Origin of the sequence: Sulfitobacter sp. HI0129, from assembly GCF_001635395.1 — a bacterium.
GTDB lineage: Bacteria > Pseudomonadota > Alphaproteobacteria > Rhodobacterales > Rhodobacteraceae > Sulfitobacter.
The window spans coordinates 1-23255 of record NZ_LWGH01000321.1; the positions used below are offsets into that span (position 1 = coordinate 1).

A 23255-nucleotide genomic window follows, 5' to 3' on the forward strand; every position below is an offset into this window, starting at 1 on the left:
GTCCATCTGCGCCGCACCGGTGATCATGTTCTTCACGTAGTCGGCGTGGCCGGGGCAGTCCACATGCGCGTAGTGGCGTGCTTCGGTCTCGTATTCCACGTGCGCGGTGGAGATCGTGATGCCGCGGGCCTTCTCTTCGGGCGCGCCGTCGATCTGGTCGTAGGCGCGGAAGTCGCCGAAGTACTTCGTGATCGCCGCCGTCAGCGTCGTCTTGCCGTGGTCAACGTGACCGATCGTGCCGATGTTTACGTGCGGCTTGTTACGTTCAAACTTTGCCTTTGCCATGATTTGGCTCCTTTGGTTCTGTGTTGGACGGCGGACAGAAATCCACCCTACGGTTTGGGGTAGGGCGGGGTTTTCCCCGCCATCCCGTTAAGCGAATTTGGACTGGATCTCTTCCGAGATGTTCTGCGGAACCGGCTCGTAGTGATCGAACTGCATGGTGAAGTTCGCACGACCCGAAGACATCGACCGCAAGGTGTTGATGTAGCCGAACATGTTGGCCAGCGGCACGAAGGCATCGATCGCGATGGCGTTGCCGCGCGTATCCTGACCCTGCACCTGACCACGACGCGACGTGAGGTCGCCAATGATGCCACCGGTATATTCCTCGGGCGTCACAACCTCGACCTTCATGATCGGTTCCAGCAGCTTGGCGCCGGCCTTCTTCATGGCTTCGCGCATCCACTGACGCGATGCGATTTCGAACGCGAGCACGCTGGAGTCCACGTCGTGGAACTTACCGTCGATCAGAGCGACCTTGAAGTCGATGACCGGGAAGCCGGCAAGCGGACCGGAGTCCATGACCGAGCGGATACCCTTTTCGACGCCGGGGATATATTCCTTCGGAACGGCACCGCCGACGATGCGGCTTTCGAAGGAGAACCCTTCGCCCGGCTCAGTCGGGGTGATGATCATCTTCACCTCGGCGAACTGGCCCGAACCACCTGACTGCTTCTTGTGGGTGTAGGTATGCTCCGCTTCGCGCGAAATCGTTTCACGGTAAGCCACCTGCGGTGCACCGATGTTGGCTTCCACCTTGAATTCGCGCTTCAGGCGATCGACGAGAATATCGAGGTGAAGTTCCCCCATGCCCTTCATGATCGTCTGACCGGATTCCATGTCTGTCTCGACGCGGAAAGACGGGTCTTCCGCAGCCAGACGCGCCAGACCGGCGGACATCTTTTCCTGGTCGGCCTTTGTCTTGGGCTCGACCGCGATCTCGATCACCGGATCGGGGAAGGTCATCGTTTCGAGAACCACGGGGTCGTTGACGGCGCAAAGCGTGTCACCTGTCGTGGTGTCCTTCAGACCGGCCAGCGCGATGATATCGCCCGCGAAGGCTTCCTCGATCTCCTCGCGGTTGATCGAGTGCATCATCATCATGCGGCCAACGCGCTCTTTCTTGCCCTTGGTGGAGTTCAGGAGCGTGTCACCCTTCTTCAGCACGCCGGAATAGATGCGTGTGAAGGTCAGCGAGCCGACAAAGGGGTCGTTCATGATCTTGAACGCAAGACCGGAGAACGCCATGTTATCGTCCGCGCGGCGCGGGATGTTACGAACTTCGTCTTCGTCGCCCGGCTTGAAGCCCATGTAGTCGACGACGTCCAGCGGGCTGGGCAGATAGTCGATCACGGCGTTGAGCAGGGGCTGCACGCCCTTGTTCTTGAAGGCGGAACCGCAGAGAACCGGAATGAACTTGATGCCCAGCGTACCCTTGCGGATCAGCTTGCGCAGCGTGTCCACGTCGGGCTCGGCGCCGTCCATCAGGTAGTTTTCCATGGCTTCGTCGTCCATCTCGACCGCGGTCTCGATGAGCGTTGCGCGCCATTCGTCGGCCAGATCCTTCAGGCTGTCGCGGATCGGACGCTTTTCCCAGGAGGCACCAAGGTCTTCACCGGCCCAGACCCATTCTTCCATGGTCACGAGGTCGACGATGCCTTCCAGCTCGTTCTCGGCCCCGATCGGAATCTGGATCGGAGCGGGAGTCGCACCGGTGCGATCCTTGATCATGCGAACGCAGTTGAAGAAGTCCGCGCCGATCTTGTCCATCTTGTTGACGAAGACGATACGCGGAACCTTGTAGCGGTCGGCCTGACGCCAAACGGTTTCGGTCTGCGGCTCAACACCGGCGTTGGCGTCAAGCACGGCGACCGCGCCATCGAGAACCGCAAGCGAACGCTCGACTTCAATGGTGAAATCCACGTGGCCGGGGGTGTCGATGATGTTCATGCGGTACTTCGTGTCGGAGGTGCCGTCTTTTGTCGGCTCTTCCTGACGCTGCCAGAACGTGGTCGTCGCGGCGGAGGTGATGGTGATCCCACGCTCCTGCTCCTGCTCCATCCAGTCCATGGTCGCGGCACCGTCGTGCACTTCGCCGATGTTGTGGGATTTGCCGGTGTAGAACAGAATACGCTCGGAACAGGTCGTCTTGCCTGCGTCGATGTGGGCCATGATACCGAAGTTACGGTAGCGTTGGAGCGGATAGTCGCGTGCCATGGGGCTGCTTCCTCAGAATATCAGTAAACGGATCGACGGGCAGCGGAGCCGCCCGCCGTCGGAAAAATTACCAGCGGTAGTGGCTGAACGCCTTGTTGGCATCGGCCATCTTGTGCGTGTCTTCGCGCTTTTTGACGGCGGTACCACGGGACTGGACGGCATCCAGCAGTTCACCCGCCAGACGCTCTTCCATGGTGTTTTCGTTGCGGGCGCGGCTGGCCTTGATCAACCAGCGGATCGCCAGCGCTTCGCGGCGCTCCGGGCGAACCTCGACGGGGACCTGATAGGTCGCACCGCCGACCCGGCGGGAGCGGACTTCGACAGAGGGTTTGATGTTGTCGAGCGCTTCGTGGAAGACTTCGATCGGGGCGCGCTTGATCTTGTCCTCGACGCGGGTCATCGCGTTGTAGACGATACGCTCGGCGACAGATTTCTTGCCGTCGATCATCAGGTTGTTCATGAATTTCGTCAGGACCAGATCACCATACTTGGCGTCCGGCAGGACTTCGCGTTTTTCAGCGGCGTGGCGGCGTGACATATTTTGTTACCTCGATTAATTTTATGAGGGCGTGCAGACGTTCAGGCGGATCTTGCAATTCTTGCCGCCGTGCTTTTCGCAAGTCTCGATAGCATAGCGATTGGCTATAGCCGGCTTAGTGCCCCAACCGGTGCCCCATGCACCTGATCTTGCAGAAGCGAGCGCCCCGCAGGCATTCTTGAACCACAGAGGCGTACGGCAATCCGATGACTTGCAACCAGAGCGAGCGACCGCTTCGGCCTCTTCTCTGGACGCCCGGTTGACCGAATAGGAAATCGTCTTCTGGGAAGGGCTGTACGCGATGGCACCGAATGAATCGGCGGCAACAGGCTGCGCCATCGCGACTGTTGCGGCGAGAACAAGAATGGATGCGGAACGAATGATCATTTGGGACGCTTCGCCCCGTACTTGGACCGGCGCTGCTTACGGTCTTTGACACCTTGGGTATCCAGAACACCGCGCAGGATGTGGTAGCGCACGCCGGGAAGGTCTTTTACACGACCGCCGCGAATCAGGACGACGGAGTGTTCCTGAAGGTTATGGCTCTCACCCGGGATGTAGCTGATGACCTCGAAACCGTTGGTCAGGCGCACCTTGGCAACCTTACGCATGGCCGAGTTCGGCTTCTTCGGTGTGGTGGTGTATACGCGTGTGCAGACGCCACGCTTCTGCGGGCATTCCTGCAGGTGCATGGACTTCGAACGTTTGACTTTCGGCTGCCGCGGCTTGCGGATCAGCTGTTGGATCGTTGGCATTCCGGCTTTATCCCCGTGTTGCTCAAATTTGGTGCACGAGGGCGCCCCCATGCGGTTCAGATGTGTTCGCACCACGCGAACGCAAAGCGAAAATACCGCAACGCTTCCGTACCGAGGCAAGCGACGCGGTGGGCTTACAGAGGATCGGGTCAGCAGTAGACCGGATCGTGACCACTTCAGTTATGATGTCGGACGTGCGGCGCAGTTCCGCGGCTCCGAGATAACGGGCGTATAGGGCCAACAGGTGCGGGTGTCAACAGCAGCCCGGCAACAGCCTCTTTGGTGGCGGCAAACCGATCAGATCAACCTTGCAACCAGCGCCTGCAACCCCGCATATTTGCCGAATACCGCAGAACACGAGGGGGCGGACCATGCAGGCCATCGGGCTTTGCCGCTTTTCCTATCCGGCCATCGGCGGCTTTCAGGTCGGGCACGAAAGCATGGCGGACCGGATCGCCTATCTCTACGCCGAAGAGCGGCTGGAAGAACGCTTTCGTCTGTTTGAAACCGTGGCCCTCCCGTGCCTCAGGGCGCAGACGGACCCGGATTTCGAGCTCATAGTGGTGATCGGTGACAGCCTGCCCGCCCCTGCCCGCGCACGGCTCGAAGCACTGTTGGAAGACCTGCCGCAAGCGCGCGTCACCGTGCAGCCCCCCCGCCCCCAGCGCGAGGTGATGAAGGAACTGCTCAACACGGCGCGGCAGAACCGGAAGGATCCCTGCCTTCAATTCCGGTTCGACGACGACGATGCGGTGGCCGTGGATTTCATCGAAACGCTGCGCACCGCCGTGGCGGACTGCGCGGCCTTTCTACCGCGCCACAGGTCCGTCGCCTTCGACTGGAACAAGGGGTACAACGCCCGGTTCGGAGCCGATGGGATCCGGGCGGCGCAGACTTTCAGGCCTTTTTATACCGCCGCGCTCGCCATGCATGTCCGCGGCGGCTGCCCCCGGACCATCATGAATTTCGGGCACGAAAAACTGCCGCAGTTCATGCCCGCCCTCTCCTTCCCGGATAAGCCGATGTTCGTGCGGGGCCACAACGGATACAACGATTCCCGCCAAAAAGGCGTCAAACCCGTCAGGCTGGAGCCGGTGGATGACGAAATGGCAGCGATGTTCCGGCAACGCTTCGCCATCGACGTCGAGGCCGTGAAACGCGCCTTTTCAGGCTGAAAGCAATTTGCGTTCCCGGTAGAGCGTGAAGATGCCCGTTGCCACCACGATGCCCGCCCCGGCCAATGTCGACCACGCGGGCCAGTCCCCGAAAACGAGCCACCCGAGGATCAGCGCCCAGATCAGCCCCGTGTACCGGAACGGCGCGGTGAAAGAGACTTCCCCCACCCGCATGACCTGTATGCTGAGGAAATATCCCGCCAGTACGAAGAACGCCGCCCCCACGATCAGCCCCGCCAACTCAGGTGTCACCGGCGCCCATGGCTGGCCCAGCGAAGCCAGCCCCGCCGCCACTGTCACCGACAAGGTCGCCGAAAGCGTGACCGTCATGGACGGAACACCCGCCGACATGCGCCTGACACTCAGGTCCCGCACCGTCACACTGGCGACCGCGATCAGCCCATAGAGCGACCATGCGTTGAACCCTTCTGAGCCGGGTTTGACGATCAGCAAGACCCCCAGAAACCCGATGCCGATGGCCCCGAACCTGCGCCAGCCGACCGCTTCGCGCAAAAAGAGCGCCGATGCCAGCGTGATGGTCAGCGGCAGCGCCTGCAAGATGGCGGTAAGATTGGCGAGCGGCATGTTGAAAAGCGCGGTGAGAAAGAAATAGGACGCCGCGATTTCAGCGAGTGACCGCAACCCCACGAGGCTCCAGTCCTTCCCGCTCAGCCGCAGGTGCATCGGCCCCAACCGATTGGCGAGGGCAAAGATCAGCACAAGGCTCAACAGGCCGCGCAAAAAGATCAGTTGAAACAGCGGCACTGCACCGCCCGTGGCCTTCATGAAGGTGTCGTTGATCGTGAATGCGGCCATGGAGCCCATCATGAGAAGAGCGCCGATCAGATTGGAGGACATGGAATTACCTTTCACGGGCACGATAGGCCGTGACCGTCGCGCGCTGGCGGCAGGCTACCCCCAACACCCGGAAACGAAAAGCCCCCGCGATCCAAAGGATCGCGGGGGCTTTTCCTATCGTTCAGCGCCCGGGGGCGGCGGGGATCAATCCCGGCTTTCGTCGTCCGAGATCACGGTATCGAAGACGTCGCCGCCAACGATATCGTCATCCTGCGAAGGCGCGGCCAATGCTGCCGCCGCTTCCGCTTCTTCGCGGCGCGCCTCGATCACGACATTGTCGCGATCCTGGGCGATCTTGCGCATCTGCTGCGTGGCACCACCGGTACCGGCAGGGATCAGACGCCCGACGATCACGTTCTCTTTCAGGCCGACCAGCTTGTCCCGCTTGCCCTGAACCGAAGCTTCGGTCAGCACGCGCGTGGTTTCCTGGAAGGACGCGGCAGAGATGAACGACCGTGTCTGCAGGGACGCCTTGGTGATCCCCAGCAGGATCGGTTCGCCCTGTGCCGGACGACCGCCCTTGGAAATCGCCTTTTCACAGGCAGCGTCGAATTCCTGCTTATCCACATGTTCGCCCTTCAGGAGCGTGGTATCACCACTTTCCTGAATCTCCCACTTCTGGAGCATCTGGCGCACGATAACTTCGATGTGCTTGTCGTTGATCCGCACACCCTGCAGGCGATACACATCCTGCACCTCGTCGATCATGTAATCCGCCAGCGCTTCGACACCCATGATGGACAGGATGTCATGCGGCGCCGGGTTGCCGTCCATGATGTAGTCACCCTTCTGGACGAAGTCACCTTCCGCAACAGGGATGTGCTTGCCCTTGGGCACCATGTACTCGACCTTGTGATCCGGATCGTCGGAGGACTCGATCGCGATGCGACGCTTGTTCTTGTAGTCCTTGCCGAAGCGCACGTAGCCGTCGATTTCCGCGATGATCGCGTGATCCTTCGGACGACGCGCTTCGAAGAGTTCGGCCACACGCGGCAGACCACCGGTAATGTCCTTCGTCTTGGCACCTTCGCGCGGGATACGCGCGATGACGTCGCCGGCCTGGATCTCGGTGCCGTCCTCAACGGACAGAACCGCATCCACGGACATCGGATAGGTCACCGGATTGCCCGCATCGTTGCGGACCGGCTCGCCATCGTCACCCACGAGAATGACCTCGGGCTTGAGCTCATTGCCCTTGGGGGCCGCACGCCAGTCGATCACGATCTTCTGGGTCATGCCGGTGGCATCGTCGGTCTCGTCCTTGACGGCGATACCGGACACGAGGTCGACGAACTTTGTCGTACCCGACTTCTCGGCAATGATCGGCAGGGTATAGGGGTCCCACTCGAACAGCTTGTCGCCGCGGTTTACCGACTGGCCGTCCTTGACGAAGAGCTTGGTACCGTAGCCTACCTTGTGGCTGGCCCGTTCCGCGCCATTCTCATCCTGAATGGACAACTTCATGTTCCGGCCCATCACCATGATCTCGCCAGCGGCGTTCTCAAGGGTCTGGGCGTTTTCGAACACGACCTTGCCCGGCTGGCTCGCTTCGAGGAAGGACTGCTGGCCACCCTGAGCAACACCGCCGATGTGGAATGTCCGCATCGTCAGCTGTGTGCCCGGCTCACCGATGGACTGCGCCGCGATAATGCCGACGGCTTCGCCCTGGTTCACCAGCGTACCGCGCGCGAGGTCACGACCGTAGCACATGGCACAGACGCCTTCCTCGGCCTCGCAGGTCAGCGGCGAACGGATACGTGCCGACAACACGACCGCTTCGTCGATCGCATCCGCCATCCGCTCGTTGATGAGCGTGCCGGCGGGAACGATCACCTCGTCCGTGCCCGGCTTCAGGATGTCGTCCGCGGCGACGCGGCCCAGCAGACGTTCGGCCAGCGAAGACACGACCTCGCCATCGTTCACGGCCGCCTCTGCGGTGATCGCGGCCTCGGTGCCGCAGTCGTGCAGACGCACGATGCAGTCCTGCGCAACGTCCACCAGACGCCGTGTCAGGTAACCCGAGTTCGCCGTTTTCAACGCCGTATCCGACAGACCCTTCCGGGCACCGTGGGTCGAGTTGAAGTATTCAAGAACGGTCAGACCTTCCTTGAAGTTCGAGATGATCGGCGTCTCGATGATGTCGCCGTTCGGCTTCGCCATCAGGCCGCGCATCCCGCCCAGCTGCTTCATCTGCGTGACCGAGCCACGCGCACCGGAGTGGGCCATCATGTAGACCGAGTTCGGTTCCATTTCGGCACCGTTCTCGTCATGACGCTCGGCAGAGATGGAGCCCATCATCGCCTCGGTGACCTTGTCGTTACACTTCGACCAGGCATCGACGACCTTGTTGTACTTTTCGCCCTGAGTGATCAGGCCGTCCATGTACTGCTGTTCGAAATCCTTGACCTGTTCGCGGGTCTCGTCGACCAGCGTCCATTTGGTTTCGGGGATCAGCATGTCGTCCTTGCCGAAGGAAATCCCGGCCTTGAAGGCCTCGCGGAAGCCCATCGTCATGATCTGGTCGCAGAAGATGACCGATTCCTTCTGGCCGCAATAGCGGTAGACGGTATCGATGACCTGCTGCACTTCTTTCTTGCGCAGCAACCGGTTCACGAGGCTGAAGGGCGCCTTGGCGTTGAGCGGCAGCAGGTTGCCAAGCAGCACGCGACCGGGCGTGGTCTCGAACCGTTCCATGATCTCGTTGCCTTCGGCGTCGATCTGCTTGATCCGTGCCTTCACCTTGGAGTGCAGGTGCACCTGCCCCGCGTCCAGCGCATGCTGAACCTCGTCCACGGAACCGAAGGTCATGCCTTCGCCCTTCATGCCGTCCCGCTCCAGCGTGACGTAGTAGAGGCCAAGGATCATGTCCTGCGAGGGAACGATAATCGGCGCACCGTTGGCAGGCGACAGAACGTTGTTCGTCGACATCATCAGAACGCGCGCTTCCAGCTGGGCCTCAAGGCTCAGCGGGACGTGCACGGCCATCTGGTCGCCGTCGAAGTCCGCGTTGAAGGCTGAACAGACCAGCGGGTGAAGCTGGATCGCCTTGCCTTCGATCAGGACAGGCTCGAACGCCTGAATGCCCAGACGGTGCAGCGTCGGCGCGCGGTTCAGCATGACAGGATGCTCGCGGATAACCTCGTCAAGGATATCCCACACCTCGGGCCGCTCTTTTTCGACCAGCTTCTTCGCCTGCTTGACGGTGGAGGAGAGCCCCTTCGCCTCAAGCCGGGAGTAGATGAACGGTTTGAAGAGCTCCAACGCCATCTTTTTGGGCAGACCGCACTGGTGCAGCTTCAGTTCCGGCCCGGTCACGATGACCGAACGGCCCGAGAAGTCGACGCGCTTACCCAGAAGGTTCTGGCGGAAACGACCCTGCTTGCCCTTGAGCATGTCCGAAAGCGATTTCAGCGGGCGCTTGTTGGCGCCGGTGATCACCCGGCCACGGCGGCCGTTGTCGAAGAGGGCATCAACCGATTCCTGCAGCATCCGCTTTTCATTCCGAACGATGATGTCCGGCGCGCGCAGCTCGATCAGCCGCTTGAGGCGGTTGTTCCGGTTGATAACCCGGCGATACAGATCGTTGAGGTCGGACGTCGCGAAACGGCCACCATCCAGCGGCACCAGCGGGCGCAGTTCAGGCGGAATCACCGGGATCACGGTCAGAACCATCCACTCGGGCCGGTTGCCGGATTCGAGGAAGCTCTCGACGACCTTCAGCCGCTTGATGATCTTCTTCGGCTTCAGTTCGCCGGTGGCTTCCTTAAGATCGGCGCGCAGCTGATCGGCCTCTGCTTCGAGGTCGATGGCAGCCAGCATTTCGCGGATGGCTTCGGCACCGATGTTCGCCGTGAAGGCGTCCATGCCGTAGGCGTCCTGCGCGTCCATGTATTCTTCTTCTGTCAGCATCTGGCCGTACTGAAGATCGGTCAGGCCCGGCTCGATCACCACGTAGTTCTCGAAATAGAGAACCCGCTCAAGATCACGCAGGGTCATGTCCAGCATCAGGCCGATGCGGCTCGGCAGCGATTTCAGGAACCAGATATGCGCGACCGGCGAAGCCAGTTCGATATGGCCCATCCGCTCGCGGCGGACTTTCTGAAGGGTAACTTCAACGCCGCATTTCTCGCAGACGACGCCGCGATACTTCATGCGCTTGTACTTGCCACACAGGCATTCGTAATCCTTGATCGGCCCGAAGATACGCGCGCAGAACAGGCCGTCACGCTCGGGCTTGAAGGTACGATAGTTGATGGTTTCGGGCTTCTTGATCTCACCGAAAGACCACGAAAGGATCCGTTCCGGCGATGCCAGAGAGACCTTGATTTCGTCGAACACCTTCGGCGGCGTCAGGGGGTTGAACGGGTTGTTTGTAAGTTCCTGGTTCATTTTCAAATCCTTGAAAGGGGAGCGTTGGAAGAGGCGCGAGAGGGTGCGGAGAACCGCACCCCATAGGTCGCGTTATTCGTCTTCCTCGGCGTCCAGGAGTTCCATGTTCAGGCCGAGACCACGTACTTCTTTCACGAGCACGTTGAACGATTCCGGAATACCGGCTTCGAAATTGTCTTCGCCCTTGACGATGCTTTCGTAGACCTTCGTGCGGCCTGCCACGTCGTCCGACTTCACGGTCAGCATTTCCTGCAGGGTGTAGGCGGCGCCATAGGCTTCCAGCGCCCAGACCTCCATCTCCCCGAAACGCTGGCCACCGAACTGCGCCTTACCGCCCAGAGGCTGCTGGGTGACGAGGCTGTAGGGTCCGGTCGAACGTGCGTGGATCTTGTCGTCCACGAGGTGATGCAGCTTCAGCAGGTACTTGACGCCGACGGTCACGGGGCGCGCGAACTGCTCGCCTGTCCGACCGTCGAACAGGACCGACTGACCGGAAGAGTTGAAACCAGCACGCACCAGCGCGTCGTTCACATCCGCTTCCTTGGCACCGTCGAAGACCGGGGTGGCAATCGGCACACCGCGGGTGACGTTGCCTGCCGCTTCGATCAGCGTTTCCTCATCCATGCCGCTGATGCCTTCTTCGTAGACATCTTCGCCATAAGCCAGGCTCATCGCTTCACGCACCGGCGTCAGGTCACCGGACCGGCGATACTCCTGCAGCGCCTCGTCCACATTGATGCCCAGACCGCGCGCGGCCCAGCCCATATGCGTTTCGAGAATCTGACCGACGTTCATACGCGAAGGCACGCCCAGCGGATTGAGGCAGAAGTCGACGGGCGTACCATCGGCGAGGAACGGCATGTCCTCCATCGGCACAACCTTGGAGATGACGCCCTTGTTGCCGTGACGGCCGGCCATCTTGTCGCCCGGCTGAAGCTTGCGCTTCACCGCCACGAACACCTTGACCATCTTCATCACGCCCGGGGGCAGATCGTCGCCGCGGCGCACTTTCTCCACCTTGTCCTCGAAGCGGGCATCGAGCGTCCGTTTCTGGATCTCGTACTGCTCGTTCAGGGCTTCGACCACCTGCGCATCGGCTTCTTCCTTCAGCGCAAGCTGCCACCACTGACCGCGCGACAGCGAGTCGAGCAGGTCTTCGGTGATTTCGGAGTTCGCCTTGACGCCTTTCGGACCTTTCACCGCGGTCTTGCCGAGGATCATGTCCTTGAGGCGCGCATAGATGTTACGGTCCAGAATGGCGAGTTCGTCGTCCCGGTCACGGGCCAGACGTTCGACTTCCTCACGCTCGATCTGCAGCGCACGTTCGTCCTTTTCCACGCCGTGGCGGTTGAAGACACGCACTTCGACAACGGTGCCGAAGTCACCCGGCTTCACCCGCAGCGAGGTGTCGCGCACGTCGGATGCTTTCTCACCGAAGATGGCACGCAGAAGCTTTTCTTCCGGCGTCATCGGGCTTTCGCCTTTGGGGGTGATCTTGCCCACGAGGATATCGCCCGGCTCAACGTCCGCACCGATATAGACGATGCCCGCCTCGTCGAGGTTGCGCAGGGCTTCCTCGCCGACGTTCGGGATGTCGCGGGTGATCTCTTCCGGCCCAAGCTTGGTATCGCGGGCGGCGACTTCGAATTCCTCGATATGGATCGAGGTGAATACATCGTCACGCGACACACGTTCGGAGATCAGGATCGAGTCTTCGTAGTTGTACCCGTTCCACGGCATGAAGGCGACGACGACGTTCTTGCCGAGCGCCAGTTCCCCCATGTCGGTGGACGGACCATCGGCCACGACCTGACCTTTCTGCACGGTGTCACCCACCTTCACCAACGGACGCTGGTTGATGCAGGTGTTCTGGTTCGACCGCTGGAACTTGCGCATGCGGTAGATGTCGACGCCCGCATCGCCCAGTTCCAGATCTTCGGTGGCGCGGATCACGATCCGGCTCGCATCTACCTGGTCGATGACACCGGCGCGGCGCGCCATGATGGCAGCACCGGAATCGCGGGCCACGACCTCTTCGATACCGGTCCCGACCAGCGGCGCTTCGGCCTGCAGAAGGGGCACGGCCTGACGCTGCATGTTCGAACCCATGAGAGCACGGTTGGCGTCGTCGTTTTCGAGGAACGGGATCAGCGAGGCGGCAACGGAGACCAACTGCTTCGGCGACACGTCGATCAGGTCGACGTTCTCCGACGGGGCAAGCGTATAGTCACCGGACTGGCGCGTGCTGACCAGGTCGTTCACGAACTTCATGTTTTCATCGAGGTTCGCGTTGGCCTGAGCCACAGTGTGGCGCATTTCCTCGGTCGCGGACATGTACTGCACGTCATCCGACACCACGCCGCCGGAAACCTTCCGGTACGGTGTTTCGATAAAGCCGTACTTGTTCACCCGGGCAAAGGTCGCAAGGCTGTTGATCAGACCGATGTTCGGACCTTCCGGCGTTTCAATCGGGCACATCCGGCCATAGTGGGTCGGGTGAACGTCGCGCACTTCGAAGCCCGCGCGCTCACGTGTCAGACCGCCCGGCCCAAGTGCGGACAGACGACGCTTGTGCGTCACTTCCGACAGCGGGTTGGTCTGGTCCATGAACTGCGACAGCTGGCTGGAGCCGAAGAATTCGCGTACCGCAGCCGCCGCCGGTTTGGCGTTGATCAGGTCCTGCGGCATCACCGTGTCGATCTCGACCGACGACATGCGCTCCTTGATGGCACGCTCCATGCGAAGCAGGCCAACGCGGTACTGGTTTTCCATCAGTTCGCCGACCGAACGCACCCGGCGGTTGCCGAGGTGGTCGATATCGTCGATGTCGCCACGCCCGTCGCGCAGGTCCACCAGCGCCTTGATACAGGCGACGATGTCTTCGCGGCGCAGCGTGCGCTGGGTGTCTTCGGCATCGAGGTCGAGGCGCATGTTCATCTTCACACGGCCCACGGCACTGAGGTCATAGCGCTCGGAGTCGAAGAACAGCGTGTCGAAAAGGGCCGAGGCCGCTTCGACGGTGGGCGGCTCGCCCGGACGCATGACGCGGTAGATATCCATGAGCGCGGTTTCGCGGTTCATGTTCTTGTCCTGCGCCATGGTGTTGCGCATGTAGGGGCCGACGTTAACGTTATCGATGTCAAGCAGCGGGATTTCGGTAATGCCCGCGTCGATCAGCTCCTTCGCGGTGCCGCCGATCAGGTCGCCGTCCTTGTCGTACTCCAACGTCAGCTCATCGCCGGCTTCGACATAGATCGCGCCGGTTTCCTCGTTGATGATGTCCTTCGCGGCGAACTTGCCCTGAATGTGATCGAAGGGCAGCAGCACCTCGGAGACCTTGCCTTCGTCGATCAGTTGCTTGACCGCGCGCGGCGTCACTTTCTTGCCGTGCTCGAACAGCACTTCGCCGGTGCTCGCATCCACGATGTCGTAGGTCGGACGGGTGCCGCGCACGCGATCGGGGAAGAAGGGTGCGACCCAGCCTTTGTTCTTTTCCAGCTTGTAGGTGATGGTGTTGTAGTAGGCATTCATGATGCCTTCTTGATCCAGCCCCAGCGCATAAAGCAGCGTTGTCACCGGTAGCTTCCGGCGACGGTCAATACGGGCGAACACGATGTCCTTGGCGTCGAATTCGAAGTCCAGCCAGGACCCGCGGTAGGGAATGATGCGGCAGGCGAACAGCAGCTTGCCCGAAGAGTGGGTCTTGCCCTTGTCGTGGTCGAAGAACACGCCGGGCGAACGGTGCATCTGGGAAACGATCACACGCTCGGTACCGTTGACAATAAAGGTGCCGTTGGGCGTCATCAGGGGCATGTCGCCCATGAACACGTCCTGTTCCTTGATGTCCTTGACGGATTTCGCGCCGGTATCCTCGTCCACATCGAACACGATCAGACGCAGCGTCACTTTGAGCGGCGCGCTGTAGGTCATATCGCGCTGCTGACATTCCTCGACGTCGTACTTGGGCTTTTCGAGCTCGTACTTCACGTATTCCAGCACGCTGGTCTCGTTGAAGTCCTTGATCGGAAAGACCGATTGAAAGACACCCATGATGCCTTCGCCGTCCGTGGGCTGCTCGGCATCGCCGGAGTTCAGGAACAGATCGTAAGAGGATTTCTGAACCTCAATGAGGTTCGGCATCTCCAGCACTTCGCGGATCTTGCCATAATATTTGCGCAAACGCTTCTGACCGAGGAATGACTGAGCCATAGGTGACGGGTCTCCGTTCTTAATCGTAACCGGCTCGGGTGGGGTGCCGCGCCAGTACCGGATTTGGACAGCGTCGTTTCCATACCAGAGAGACCTCCCAAAGCCCCTCGCCCGAAACGACACAATCGCCCTATCAAAGCCCGACCGCCGCCGGGCTTTGATAGAACCATTGCGAATTTTTTACCTTGGATGCAGAGCGTTTACCGAATCACTGTCCGCAAGAAGTTCCCACATAGCAACTCGCTTGGGTTCTTTCAACACGACGGACTTGACAAATCTTCCCTCAGCCTACGGCAGTCTGGGCAAGACGCCATACGCCTCGCGCTCAGCTCCTCGAACCCGTGGCCTCGCGCAAAATCAAGCGCCTGTTCACAGGTTTGCGCGGTGCCCGCGCGGTTCCGGTGCATCTGCGCCACCCGCTCCGCGAGGGCCGCGTGATTCCCCATAGGCGCCACCGCCCCGCCCCGGGAGGCTTCGCGAAGTGCTGCCCACATTTCGTTGTCGAAACCGGCCACCGTCAGCCCGCAGGCCATGGCTTCGATATAGCTGCAAGAGGGATCGGCCTGTCGATGGCAACACAGGAAAACATCCGCATTCCACCGCATATGGGGAACCAGTTCGCTTTCAAAATCGACCGGTTCATGCAGGGTGACCTGCCCCGCAAGATCATACCGCGCGATATCGGCGGCGATACGACTCTCAAGGCTGCCGGTCCCGAAGATATCGAGACTGAAGGGCACATCCTTTTTTCGAAGCATCCGGGCCACCGGGATCAAATCCTGCGCCCCCTTCATCGCCTCAAGCCGCCCGGAAAACATCAGGCGCAGGGGAGCGTCGCTCAGCAGATGATCCCGACGGGCGGCCATATCGTCCTTCGTCGCGAAAAGCCGGGGGGTCATGCGATTATCGAGGTAGAGAAGGCAGCCGGGATCGTAATGGCTGCACAACCCAAGAGCCGGGTAGCCGTTGGCCTGCAGCGAATCCATCTCGGCCAGAAACCTGAGCCTTTTGCGGTGGCGCAGGCGCAGCCGCAAATTTCTGACAAGCCTGCGGGGCCAGTTCCGCCCCTGCTCGGCGGCATTGATGTCCAGCCGGGTTGCCAACGTATATTCCAACGTCCCCGCGAGCCGCGCCTCGGTGCCGCGCAGAAGTGGCTCAAGCGCAAGGTTGCGGTCATCGTCAGCACTGCACTGGATGATGTCATAGCCCGCAAGATCGGCGACCGTGATCGGGGCATCTGCCTCTATCACCTTCAGGCCAAAGTTCGCGGTTTCGGGATCGTAGCGGGTGGTTCCGAAAGGGATCGTGCCCGTGAAACGCCGCAGCAGGCAATCGAATTGCCCGGGAAAGAAATTCGCCTGCACCGTCATTCCGGTGGCGAACTTAGTGTCCAGGTAAATATCGGGGCCATCGACGACGGCAGGGGCGGGGGCGATCATCAGGGCCTTAAGCTCGGACATCCAACCGCCGCCTCACATGAAAAGAAGCAGCCGGGGATGTCCCCGGCTGCTTCCTCGTAACTTAGGCCAGTTCGACCTCGGCGCCAGCTGCTTCCAGCTTGCTCTTGATCTCTTCGGCTTCGGCCTTGTCGATGCCTTCTTTGATCTTGCCGCCGGCTTCGACCAGGTCCTTGGCTTCTTTCAGGCCAAGACCGGTGATGCCGCGCACTTCCTTGATCACGTTGATCTTGGATGCGCCCGCGTTCTTCAGAACGACGTCGAATTCGGTCTTCTCTTCCTCGGCAGCACCGCCGCCATCGGCCGGGCCCGCCATCATCACTGCGCCGCCTGCGGCGGGCTCGATGCCGTACTCGTCCTTGAGGATTGTCTTCAGTTCTTGTGCTTCAAGCAGTGTCAGACCAACGATCTCTTCTGCCAGTTTCTTCAGATCAGCCATGTTCAGCTCTTTCCGTTAAGATATGTGTATTCCAGCGACGGCACTCGGCCACTCACCGGCTTGACGTATTGCTTCAGGCAGCCGCCTTGTCCTCGATCGTGGACAGGATGGATGCGATGTTGCTTGCAGGTGCGCCAATGGCCCCGGCGATGTTCGAAGCGGGTGCGCCCAGCATGCCCGCGATGGTGGAGATAAGCTCCTCCCGCGAAGGCATCTTGGACACCGATTCAACACCGGCGACGTCCAACGCGTTTTCACCCATCGCGCCGCCGAGAATCACGAACTTCTGATTCTCTTTGGCGAATTCCTGAGCAACCTTGGCCGCGGCCACGGGATCCTCAGAGTAGGTGAGAACGGTCATACCCGACAGAAGGTCTGCGATGCTTGCGCAGGGCTTTCCTTCAAGGGCGATCTTGGCGAGCCTGTTCTTGGCAACACGCACGGATCCGCCGGCAGCGCGTGCGCGCGCCCGGAGGTCCTGCATCTCAGCAACTGTCAAACCGACGTAGTGGCTGACCACGACGACGCCAGAGCTTTCAAAGATCTGGCCGAGCTCTTCGACCAGTTGTTCTTTTTGTGCTCTATCCACAGTTACACTCCAATTTACGGAGGTGTGACCCCCCGGCTCGTTTTGCCAGACATATGTCTGACGTTGGGTCCTACGGGTCCTTCCCAAGACAGCCCGAGGAAATCCTCGAAAAGTCGTGTTCATTCCCCGTCTCAGGCAGGAATTATGAATGCGACCGCATCCACCCGCCGTCTCGGACGAAGCGCAAAAAGCGCCCGACGAATCGCGCGCTTTCTGACGATTGAGGGGATAGTGCGGTTGGCGCGGTTTGCCAACACGAAATCTGTGGCAGGTTCAGTCCCAGCGGGACATATCGGCCACCAGTGCCTCGCGGAAACGCTCGAACCGGCGATTGGCCTTGCCCCAATTGAAGACATAGCCAGCATCCGGCACCCGCCAGCTTTCGCCGTAGTTCGATGCGAGGACCGCTTCGGCATCCGCAGGGATCGGCAGGCCGGTTTTCGCGCAGGATGTTAGAGGGACCACCGCCCCAGCGGGCACCGTCCCGAAGGTATGCGGATAGATATAGGCCCGGCCATCGGCGATCCAGCCGGGGAAAAGGTCGATGTTTATCCCGCTGCTGCCGCGCAACTTGAAAACACCCTGGTTGCGCTTGGGCGGCTTTGGAACCAGCTTTGCGGCTCGCAGGGCATGATATGCCGCAATCCAGGCCTCCGCGGCTTCCTCCATCGTACCCGCTTCCAGCATCAGGCAAAGGTCCAGATCGTCGTCGTGGGCGATCAGTGCGCCTTCGCGGACAGCGCCGAGAAGTGTACCGGAATTGATGAAACACGGCCCCGCCACCCGCGTGACCGCATCGACAGCAGCGGCGACATCAGCCCAGATCGGCGCATGGTCCACAAGATCGAAATAGACCACCGGCATGAACCCTTCGAAGGAATTTCCCCGCTCTTCGAACGTCAGCACCAGTTCCTGAAACTCGCGGAATGCCGCGCTTTGCCCCGCCCCCAACCGCACGCGGGACAGGCGCCACAACGGCTTCCGGATGCGTTTCGCAGGTTTGCCGTCGCAAAGGGCCAACAGGATCCCAAGCTCCATCGCCGCCGGGTCGTCGCCGGGAAAGTCGGGCAGATCAAGCTGTGTGAGCCTGGCGCGTGCCGCCACCACATCGTAGGCCCCCTGCCCGCTTTTGACATGGGCGAGGATTTCTTCCCTCAACTCCGCGACCTGTTGCTGGGCCTCTGCCTTTTTCGCGTCCTGTCCCGGCATCCCTGCTCTCTCGCTCTGGTTATCCATTCATTGATAGAAGCCGAATGGCCGGGCGACCAGCATCATGCGGGACTTGCCACCCGCCAAAACGACAAAGGGCGCCGAAAAGGCGCCCTGTCTCTTTGCTTCAACCTTGCGTCATTCCGCGACGGCGTTATCCACCTGAACGGAAACGCCCGGCCCCATGGTGGAACTGAGGTTGATCTTCTTCATGTATGTGCCTTTGGAGCCGCTGGGCTTGGCCTTGGAAACGGCACCGACGAAGGCGCGGATGTTCTCGACCAGTTTCTGCTCGTCAAAGCTCAGCTTGCCAACGCCGGCATGGACGACACCGCCCTTTTCGGCCTTGAACTGCACTTCGCCGCCCTTGGCTGCCTTGACCGCGTCGGCCACGTCCATCGTCACCGTGCCGACCTTGGGGTTCGGCATCAGGTTGCGGGGGCCCAGAACCTTACCAAGACGACCGACAATCGGCATCATGTCCGGCGTGGCGATGCAACGATCGAAATCGATCTTGCCCGACTGAACGGTTTCCATCAGGTCCTCGGCGCCGACGATATCGGCACCCGCTTCTTTCGCTTCCTCGGCCTTCGGGCCGCGGGCGAAGACGGCAACGCGCACATCCTTGCCAGTGCCGTTGGGCAGACCCACAACGCCGCGCACCATCTGGTCCGCGTGGCGCGGATCAACGCCGAGGTTCATGGCGATTTCCATGGTTTCGTCGAACTTCACGCTGGAGTTCTTCTTGATCAGGCTGACCGCTTCCTCGACGGTGAGGTCTTCCTTGCCGGCGAATGCTTCGCGGGCCGCTTGGGTACGCTTTCCTACTTTCGCCATCTTACTTAACCTCGATGCCCATGGACTTCGCGGAGCCCAGAATGATTTTCATTGCGGCTTCAACGTCCACCGCGCTCAGGTCCTTCATTTTCGCTTCGGCGATTTCGCGCACCTGCTTCGCCGTCACCGTACCGACGGTTTCGCGGCTGGGCGTCTTGGCGCCGGAGTTTACCTTTGCAGCCTTCTTCAGATAGTAGGACGCGGGCGGCGTCTTGATATCCATCGTGAAGGACTTGTCCTGATAGTAGCTGATCACGGTCGGGCACGGTGCGCCGGGCTCCATATCCGCTGTTTTGGCGTTGAACGCCTTGCAGAATTCCATGATGTTGATGCCGCGCTGACCCAATGCGGGGCCCACGGGCGGGGACGGGTTGGCTTGCCCCGCCTTGACTTGCAACTTCATCGTACCGACGAGTTTCTTGGCCATTGGCCTTCTCCTTTTTCCAACACCTCCGGGACGCGTCCCTCGGGCTGTCTGTTGCCGTGGTCCGGCCCGGACACCGCGGTGCCCCTGCCTCCCACATGAAACGGCCCCGGGGGACCGCAGGGCCGCTGACGCGGCCCGTTACTCACATCTGCTTGTTGACCTGAGTAAATTCCAGTTCGACCGGGGTTTCCCGGCCGAAGATCGAGACCATGACCTTCAGGCGCTGGTTCTCGTCGTCGACTTCCTCGACGGTGCCGTCGAAGTTCTCGAACGGGCCATCGGCCACCTTGATCTTCTCGCCGATCTCGAAATGGATCAGGGTGCGCGGCGTGTCCTCGCCTTCCTGAACGCGGCCAAGGATCGCCTGAACCTCGGCATCGCGCATCGGCATGGGCCGCCCCTGAGGGCCAAGGAACCCGGTCACACGGTTGATCGAGTTCACTAGGTGATAGCCCCGGTCGGACATCTCCATGTGCACCAGCACGTAGCCTGGCATGAAGCGCCGCTCGGTAGTGACCTTCTTGCCCCGGCGCACCTCGATGACTTCTTCGGTGGGCACCAGAACCTCGTCGATCTGATCCTCCAGCCCCTGCTCCTCCACGGAGGTGCGGATCTGTTCGGCGATCTTCTTTTCGAAGTTCGACAGGACGCTGACCGAATACCACCGTTTTGCCATCTGATCCTTGTCCTTGTCTTAAACGCGGCCCCTTGGCCTGCGTCAAAATTCCCGAATATTCATGTCGATGGGCCGAAGCCCCTGCCTGAAACGGAAAATCGGCGCGCAACTCGAATCGCCGCACGCCCATCGTTCAGGTCTGGCCCGCCAATAGACTGCACGCCATCATGATTCAAGTGGTGGACGCGCATTTCGAACCGATGGTCCGCCTCAGCCGAACATCCCCAGCACGGCGGTCAGCCCACCGCGTATGATGATGTCCACGATTGCGAAGAACACGGCCGTCAACGCGGCAAGGATGAAGACCATGACAGTGGTCAGCATCACTTCCCGGCGGGTCGGCCAGACGACCTTCGCCACTTCGGCCCGTACCTGCTGGATGAACTGAAGAGGATTGGTTGTGGCCATGACGCGTTTCCTGTTTTGCCGATTGGCCGGATGTAGCGATATTGCGCGCCCTGTTCAACCCTGTCCCGCGCCGTCGCTGCGGATCAGGCCGCCCTCTTCTTCGCGTCACAGGCGGGATCGGGGCCCCCGGGACGCAGATCGTTTTGCGCGGCGTGATCCAGAACATTCAAATCCGGCAGATAGAACGCATCGACCGCCCCCTCGGGAAAGCGATCCAGAAATGCGTCCCACTGGCAGGCAAAGGCATCCAGACCGGCATAAAGACGCGCCGCCCGTTTCGGATTGCGCCGGTGCATCGCGCCGAACAGACGGGTCAGATGGTACATGACGCGCTCCTCCCCCACAATCATCAGAGCGCCGCAAAGGATCATCCCCAGTATCGCAAGCACCCCAATCGTCATGATCGGCTGCATTACCGTGAACCAAAGGACAACGGGCAGAACCAGATGCCATGCCCGCACCCCTCTTCGGGCACCGCGCACCGGAGACTCGTCCAATAGGTCCGGTTGGGGCCTTTCGCGTTTCAGACGGGCCGATTTCCCGGGGCGGTTCGCCTTTGCACCCTCCTGCGAAAGAGGCACGAAGGCCCGGCGCAAGCTTCCATCCGTTTGCGGGGAATATTCTGTCCGATCAACCATTTCACTCTCTCCGGCATAGGCAACGGCAGCTGCATAAGCGCGCCATGCGACCGAATAACGGCAAAACGGAGACTGGATGAAGAAAATGCAACCTGAGGTGCAGTCGGATTATCGATTGAAGGAAGAACTGGCAGGGGCTGAGGGACTCGAACCCACGACCCTCGGTTTTGGAGACCGATGCTCTACCAACTGAGCTAAACCCCTATGCCGGTGGATTGCCTAGTCCCAATCGCCGGATGGATCAAGGGCAGATCGCGCCCGCAGCCCCAAAAACCGCGCCGAGGAGGAACGGCGCGGCAGGGTGAGACGTTGAACCGGGACAACGAAATTTTAACGAAAGGGATTACACCATGGCCATGAACAGCCTCAAAGACGTCTATCACGATCAACTTCAGGACCTGCACAGCGCATGCAAACAGTCGCTCGAAATCACGAACGAACTGGGCCGCGCCGCGAAGGATGAAGAACTGTCCAAGGCACTGATCGCCGGGAGCGAGGGGATCTCGCGCGGCATGGACGTGCTGAAAACCATCTGCGCCCGGCACGACATCGACCCCGAAGGAGAGCATTGCAAGGGCATGGAAGGCCTCGTCAAAGAGGCGAAAGCACATGCGCTCGACGAAAGCTTCGGCGATGACGACACGCGCGACGCAATGATCATCACCCAATACCAGCGCATGGTTCACTATGCGCTTGCCGGGTACGGCTGCCTCGTGGCCTTCGCCAACCGTCTGGGCAAGGACGAAGACGGCGCCGAACTTCAGGCGCAGCTTGACCATACCTATGACGGCGACCGTCACATGACCCAGATCGCCACCGGCGGCATCAACAAGGCAGCCGTCTGACCCCCCTTCCAAATGGCAAATCATCCCGGGGGTCCGGGGGCAGCGCCCCCGGCCTCGCCCGGCATCCAACAACGCAAAAGGGCCACCCCCACTGGGGATGGCCCTCTTTCTGTCTGACAGGCGGTAGGCCCGAGGGCTTACTCGGTGATCTTGCTCACCACGCCGGCGCCCACGGTGCGACCGCCTTCGCGGATGGCGAAGCGCAGACCGTCTTCCATCGCGATCGGGGCGATCAGTTCCACGTCGAACTGCAGGTTGTCACCCGGCATCACCATCTCGGTGCCTTCGGGCAGCTGAACCGTGCCGGTCACGTCCGTGGTCCGGAAGTAGAACTGCGGGCGGTAGTTGGCGAAGAACGGCGTGTGACGGCCACCCTCTTCCTTGGTCAGGATATAGGCCTCGGCAGTGAACTTGGTGTGCGGCTTCACGGAGCCGGGCTTGCACAGCACCTGGCCACGCTCAACGCCTTCACGGTCGATACCGCGCAGCAGCGCGCCGATGTTGTCGCCCGCTTCACCACGGTCCAGCAGCTTGCGGAACATCTCGACGCCCGTGCAGGTCGTCTTCTTGGTGTCGCGAATGCCGACGATCTCGATCTCGTCGCCCACGTTGATCACGCCACGCTCAACGCGGCCCGTCACAACCGTACCACGACCGGAGATCGAGAACACGTCCTCGACCGGCATCAGGAAAGGCTGGTCCACGGCGCGCTCGGGCGTCGGGATGTAGTTGTCGACCTCTTCCATCAGCTTGCGGATCGACTTCTCGCCGATCTCCTCGTCACGGCCTTCCATTGCCGCCAGCGCGGAACCGGGAACCACGGGGATGTCGTCGCCGGGGTATTCGTAGGAGGACAGCAGCTCGCGGATCTCCATCTCCACCAGCTCGAGCAGTTCCTCGTCGTCCACCTGGTCGACCTTGTTCATGTAGACGACCATCGCCGGGATGCCGACCTGGCGGCCCAGCAGGATGTGCTCACGCGTCTGGGGCATCGGGCCGTCGGCCGCGTTCACCACCAGGATCGCGCCGTCCATCTGCGCCGCACCGGTGATCATGTTCTTCACGTAGTCGGCGTGGCCGGGGCAGTCCACATGCGCGTAGTGGCGTGCTTCGGTCTCGTATTCCACGTGCGCGGTGGAGANCGTGATGCCGCGGGCCTTCTCTTCGGGCGCGCCGTCGATCTGGTCGTAGGCGCGGAAGTCGCCGAAGTACTTCGTGATCGCCGCCGTCAGCGTCGTCTTGCCGTGGTCAACGTGACCGATCGTGCCGATGTTTACGTGCGGCTTGTTACGTTCAAACTTTGCCTT

20 protein-coding genes and 1 tRNA gene are annotated in these 23255 nt (G+C 60.9%); 2 read left to right on the forward strand and 19 right to left on the reverse strand.

Translation table 11 applies throughout. The features are described 5' to 3' along the window. The 5 genes from A3764_RS07635 to rpsL form a co-directional block, all read right to left on the reverse strand. Positions 1–285: GTP-binding protein (locus A3764_RS07635; protein ID WP_236628128.1), on the reverse strand; the 285-nt coding region annotated here is incomplete at its 3' end. A gap of 87 nt (positions 286–372) precedes the next feature. Further along, the gene (fusA, locus tag A3764_RS07640) at positions 373–2499 is read right to left on the reverse strand and encodes an elongation factor G (RefSeq protein ID WP_067928012.1); all 2127 of its coding nucleotides are present in this window, start codon (positions 2497–2499) and stop codon (positions 373–375) included. A 67-nt stretch (positions 2500–2566) separates the two neighbouring features. After that, entirely contained in the window at positions 2567–3037 is a 471-nt protein-coding gene (rpsG, locus tag A3764_RS07645; RefSeq protein WP_067928015.1) for a 30S ribosomal protein S7, read from the reverse strand. A 21-nt stretch (positions 3038–3058) separates the two neighbouring features. After that, the gene (locus tag A3764_RS23970; RefSeq protein WP_082850958.1) at positions 3059–3424 is read right to left on the reverse strand and encodes a DUF4189 domain-containing protein; all 366 of its coding nucleotides are present in this window, start codon (positions 3422–3424) and stop codon (positions 3059–3061) included. Next, entirely contained in the window at positions 3421–3792 is a 372-nt protein-coding gene (gene rpsL, locus A3764_RS07650) for a 30S ribosomal protein S12 (RefSeq protein WP_007118826.1), read from the reverse strand. The genes A3764_RS23970 and rpsL overlap by 4 nt, the downstream gene beginning before the upstream one ends. Positions 3793–4163: 371 nt before the next feature. On the opposite strand from rpsL, the gene A3764_RS07655 reads away from it, so the two are divergent. Beyond that, complete coding sequence (locus A3764_RS07655) at positions 4164–4967, forward strand: putative rhamnosyl transferase (protein WP_067928017.1); 804 nt, start codon at positions 4164–4166, stop codon at positions 4965–4967. On the opposite strand, the gene A3764_RS07660 is transcribed toward A3764_RS07655, so the two are convergent. The 13 genes from A3764_RS07660 to A3764_RS07720 all read right to left on the reverse strand — a co-directional run bounded on the left by A3764_RS07660 (position 4959) and on the right by A3764_RS07720 (position 21307). Beyond that, positions 4959–5825, reverse strand: coding sequence for a DMT family transporter (locus A3764_RS07660; protein ID WP_067928020.1), 867 nt, complete (start codon positions 5823–5825; stop codon positions 4959–4961). The two genes, A3764_RS07655 and A3764_RS07660, sit on opposite strands and share 9 nt — an antisense overlap. A 144-nt stretch (positions 5826–5969) precedes the next feature. Continuing rightward, on the reverse strand, positions 5970–10214 hold the full coding sequence (gene rpoC, locus A3764_RS07665) for a DNA-directed RNA polymerase subunit beta' (RefSeq protein WP_067928023.1): 4245 nt from the start codon (positions 10212–10214) through the stop codon (positions 5970–5972). Between the two features lie 72 nt (positions 10215–10286). Continuing rightward, positions 10287–14423 (reverse strand): DNA-directed RNA polymerase subunit beta, encoded by a 4137-nt coding sequence (rpoB, locus tag A3764_RS07670; protein WP_067928026.1) that lies wholly within the window; start codon positions 14421–14423, stop codon positions 10287–10289. A gap of 254 nt (positions 14424–14677) precedes the next feature. Then, the gene (locus A3764_RS07675) at positions 14678–15883 is read right to left on the reverse strand and encodes a glycosyltransferase (protein WP_067951421.1); all 1206 of its coding nucleotides are present in this window, start codon (positions 15881–15883) and stop codon (positions 14678–14680) included. A 61-nt stretch (positions 15884–15944) separates the two neighbouring features. Beyond that, entirely contained in the window at positions 15945–16319 is a 375-nt protein-coding gene (gene rplL / locus A3764_RS07680; RefSeq protein WP_067927983.1) for a 50S ribosomal protein L7/L12, read from the reverse strand. Between the two features lie 73 nt (positions 16320–16392). Next, on the reverse strand, positions 16393–16908 hold the full coding sequence (rplJ, locus tag A3764_RS07685) for a 50S ribosomal protein L10 (RefSeq protein WP_067927986.1): 516 nt from the start codon (positions 16906–16908) through the stop codon (positions 16393–16395). A 273-nt stretch (positions 16909–17181) separates the two neighbouring features. Next, positions 17182–18117, reverse strand: coding sequence for a LicD family protein (locus tag A3764_RS07690; RefSeq protein WP_067927989.1), 936 nt, complete (start codon positions 18115–18117; stop codon positions 17182–17184). Positions 18118–18255: 138 nt separating this feature from the next. Next, positions 18256–18954, reverse strand: coding sequence for a 50S ribosomal protein L1 (gene rplA, locus A3764_RS07695; protein ID WP_067927991.1), 699 nt, complete (start codon positions 18952–18954; stop codon positions 18256–18258). A 1-nt stretch (position 18955) separates the two neighbouring features. After that, positions 18956–19381: a 50S ribosomal protein L11 gene (gene rplK, locus A3764_RS07700; protein ID WP_067927994.1), complete on the reverse strand. Its 426-nt coding sequence runs from the start codon at positions 19379–19381 to the stop codon at positions 18956–18958. 142 nt (positions 19382–19523) lie between these two features. Beyond that, a complete protein-coding gene (gene nusG / locus A3764_RS07705; protein WP_067927998.1) occupies positions 19524–20057 on the reverse strand; it encodes a transcription termination/antitermination protein NusG in 534 nt (177 codons plus the stop codon). 210 nt (positions 20058–20267) lie between these two features. Then, positions 20268–20465, reverse strand: coding sequence for a preprotein translocase subunit SecE (gene secE / locus A3764_RS07710; RefSeq protein WP_067928001.1), 198 nt, complete (start codon positions 20463–20465; stop codon positions 20268–20270). Positions 20466–20548: 83 nt separating this feature from the next. Next, positions 20549–20866, reverse strand: coding sequence for a hypothetical protein (locus A3764_RS24560; RefSeq protein WP_150120921.1), 318 nt, complete (start codon positions 20864–20866; stop codon positions 20549–20551). 365 nt (positions 20867–21231) lie between these two features. Beyond that, positions 21232–21307, reverse strand: a tRNA-Trp gene (locus A3764_RS07720). A 146-nt stretch (positions 21308–21453) separates the two neighbouring features. Between A3764_RS07720 and A3764_RS07725 the strand changes: the two genes are divergently transcribed. Beyond that, positions 21454–21948: a ferritin-like domain-containing protein gene (locus A3764_RS07725; RefSeq protein ID WP_067928006.1), complete on the forward strand. Its 495-nt coding sequence runs from the start codon at positions 21454–21456 to the stop codon at positions 21946–21948. Positions 21949–22085: 137 nt separating this feature from the next. Here A3764_RS07725 and tuf read toward each other — a convergent pair. Continuing rightward, positions 22086–23255: elongation factor Tu (tuf, locus tag A3764_RS07730; RefSeq protein WP_067951423.1), on the reverse strand; the 1170-nt coding region annotated here is incomplete at its 5' end.

What these genes read in the sequence shown, in the direction of transcription:
- fusA (WP_067928012.1), bottom strand. Translation starts at nt 2,499, where the DNA reads ATGGCACGCGACTATCCGCTCCAACGCTACCGTAACTTCGGTATCATG.
- rpsG (WP_067928015.1), bottom strand. Translation starts at nt 3,037, where the DNA reads ATGTCACGCCGCCACGCCGCTGAAAAACGCGAAGTCCTGCCGGACGCC.
- A3764_RS23970 (WP_082850958.1), bottom strand. Translation starts at nt 3,424, where the DNA reads ATGATCATTCGTTCCGCATCCATTCTTGTTCTCGCCGCAACAGTCGCG.
- rpsL (WP_007118826.1), bottom strand. Translation starts at nt 3,792, where the DNA reads ATGCCAACGATCCAACAGCTGATCCGCAAGCCGCGGCAGCCGAAAGTC.
- A3764_RS07655 (WP_067928017.1), top strand. Translation starts at nt 4,164, where the DNA reads ATGCAGGCCATCGGGCTTTGCCGCTTTTCCTATCCGGCCATCGGCGGC.
- A3764_RS07660 (WP_067928020.1), bottom strand. Translation starts at nt 5,825, where the DNA reads ATGTCCTCCAATCTGATCGGCGCTCTTCTCATGATGGGCTCCATGGCC.
- rpoC (WP_067928023.1), bottom strand. Translation starts at nt 10,214, where the DNA reads ATGAACCAGGAACTTACAAACAACCCGTTCAACCCCCTGACGCCGCCG.
- rpoB (WP_067928026.1), bottom strand. Translation starts at nt 14,423, where the DNA reads ATGGCTCAGTCATTCCTCGGTCAGAAGCGTTTGCGCAAATATTATGGC.
- A3764_RS07675 (WP_067951421.1), bottom strand. Translation starts at nt 15,883, where the DNA reads ATGTCCGAGCTTAAGGCCCTGATGATCGCCCCCGCCCCTGCCGTCGTC.
- rplL (WP_067927983.1), bottom strand. Translation starts at nt 16,319, where the DNA reads ATGGCTGATCTGAAGAAACTGGCAGAAGAGATCGTTGGTCTGACACTG.
- A3764_RS07690 (WP_067927989.1), bottom strand. Translation starts at nt 18,117, where the DNA reads ATGCCGGGACAGGACGCGAAAAAGGCAGAGGCCCAGCAACAGGTCGCG.
- rplA (WP_067927991.1), bottom strand. Translation starts at nt 18,954, where the DNA reads ATGGCGAAAGTAGGAAAGCGTACCCAAGCGGCCCGCGAAGCATTCGCC.
- rplK (WP_067927994.1), bottom strand. Translation starts at nt 19,381, where the DNA reads ATGGCCAAGAAACTCGTCGGTACGATGAAGTTGCAAGTCAAGGCGGGG.
- nusG (WP_067927998.1), bottom strand. Translation starts at nt 20,057, where the DNA reads ATGGCAAAACGGTGGTATTCGGTCAGCGTCCTGTCGAACTTCGAAAAG.
- secE (WP_067928001.1), bottom strand. Translation starts at nt 20,465, where the DNA reads ATGGCCACAACCAATCCTCTTCAGTTCATCCAGCAGGTACGGGCCGAA.
- A3764_RS24560 (WP_150120921.1), bottom strand. Translation starts at nt 20,866, where the DNA reads ATGACGATTGGGGTGCTTGCGATACTGGGGATGATCCTTTGCGGCGCT.
- A3764_RS07725 (WP_067928006.1), top strand. Translation starts at nt 21,454, where the DNA reads ATGGCCATGAACAGCCTCAAAGACGTCTATCACGATCAACTTCAGGAC.